General features: G+C 65.3%; 2 protein-coding genes and 1 pseudogene. 2 read left to right on the top strand and 1 reads right to left on the bottom strand.

Annotation, left to right across the window (positions count from 1 at the left end; all coding sequences use genetic code 11):
* On the top strand, positions 1-262 hold a 262-nt coding region (locus RT662_RS15375; RefSeq protein WP_313671566.1), incomplete at its 5' end, for a Sua5 family C-terminal domain-containing protein.
* A gap of 67 nt (positions 263-329) precedes the next feature.
* On the opposite strand, the gene RT662_RS15370 is transcribed toward RT662_RS15375, so the two are convergent.
* Positions 330-932, bottom strand: a complete 603-nt coding sequence (locus RT662_RS15370) for a PadR family transcriptional regulator (protein WP_313671565.1) — start codon at positions 930-932, stop codon at positions 330-332.
* Positions 933-1109: 177 nt separating this feature from the next.
* Here RT662_RS15370 and RT662_RS15365 point away from each other — a divergent pair.
* Positions 1110-1568, top strand: a pseudogene (locus RT662_RS15365) (D-aminoacylase); the annotation flags it as partial.

Below are 1568 nucleotides of genomic sequence, written 5' to 3'. Positions count from 1 at the left end.
CTATGCCCCCGACCAGCCGGTGCGGCTGGAGGCGGCGACGGCGTGGCCAGACGAATTTCACATCGGCTTCGGCCCTGTGAAGGGCGATGCCACGCTTTCGGCCGACGGTGACCTCACCGAAGCGGCCGCCCGCCTGTTCGATCTGCTGCACATCGCACAAGCCTCCGGCTGCGCCGGGATCGCCGTGGCGCCGGTGCCGAACCAAGGCCTGGGGCTGGCGATTAATGATCGCCTGGCACGGGCGGCGGCGCCACGCGGCTGACAGTGCTTCCCGGAAGGGCGGGTGTTGAGTGTTCACTCAACACCCGCCCTTCCGAGTGGAGTAACTGTCAGAGCTTGCCGATCTTGTCAGCAGCTTCGCGCAGGATGGCGGCGATGGCTTCGGCGCGTTCTGCGCGGGCTTCGGCATCGCGAAAACTGTCGCGCGCCGCCGCCCGCAGATCGTGCATTGCTTCGCGCAGCGGTTCGCGATCGTCGTTCGTGTTGCACCGGGCCATGTCGGCCAGGCGCTGCAGCGCGTCTTTCAGCTGCGCTTCGGCTTCTTCCAGCGCGGCGCGGCCGGCATCGGTGATGGCATAGCGGCGGCGGCCTTCCTCGCCGGCAACCTCGGTGATCAGGCCTTCATCGGCGAGCATGCTGAGCATCGGGTAGATCATGCCCGGCGACGGCGAATAGAGGCCGGCTGACAGATTCTCGATGGCCTTGATCAGGTCGTAACCATGGCGCGGCTCGTCCTTCAGCAGGTGAAGGACGAGGATCTTCAGCGCTTCGGCGCCGAAACGCCGGCGGCGCGGACGCGGGCCGTCGCCGCCATCACCGAACTCATCGGCAAAGCGCTGCGCAAAGGCGGCCCAGCGGCCACCGCGGCTGCCGAAACGGCCGCCGAACTCCTTGTGGAAGCCATCGCGATCGAAGTGGAAACGGAAGTGCATGGGGGCGACTCCGGATGGGGGGTGTGGAGTACTTAAGATATATCTTCAGTAAGTGTATTGCAAGACCCACACAGCGCGGATCGGCGCGGCCTTGCTGGCAGCGGCGGCGCGCCATAAGCTGCCATCAACACCCAAAGGGGAAAGATCATGCGTATATTGGCTTTTGCCGCTGTTTTGATGGCTTCATCTGCACTCGCGAAACCCGTCGTCCTCACCGGCGGCCTGATCGTCGATGGTTCGGGCGATGCGCCTTATGCCGGCTGGCTGGCGATGGAGGGCGACCGCATTACCGGCATCGGCAAGGGCGCCGCGCCCGCCGCCGTCACCAGCAGCGCGACCGTGACCGATGTGAAGGGCCAGGCTGTCTCGCCGGGCTTCGTCAACATGCTGAGCTGGGCGACCGAGAGCCTGCTGATCGACGGCCGCGCGCAGAGTGATATCCGCCAGGGCGTCACGCTGGAAATCATGGGCGAAGGCACGTCGATGGGCCCGCTCAATCCGGAGATGAAACGGCTGGGCGCGCTCAGGCAGGACGACATCAAATATCCGATCAGCTGGACCACGCTGGGTGAGTATCTGAACGTGCTGGAGAAGAAGGGCATTGCGCCCAATGTTGCCAGCTTCGTGGGCCACACC

The organism is Sandarakinorhabdus sp., assembly GCF_032115815.1.
GTDB lineage: Bacteria > Pseudomonadota > Alphaproteobacteria > Sphingomonadales > Sphingomonadaceae > Sandarakinorhabdus.
Note: the sequence above shows the minus strand (reverse complement) of the source record. Positions and strands in the feature narration are given on the sequence as shown.

Excerpts from the sequence above, each read along its gene's own strand:
- RT662_RS15370 (WP_313671565.1), bottom strand. The coding sequence starts at position 932 with ATGCACTTCCGTTTCCACTTCGATCGCGATGGCTTCCACAAGGAGTTC.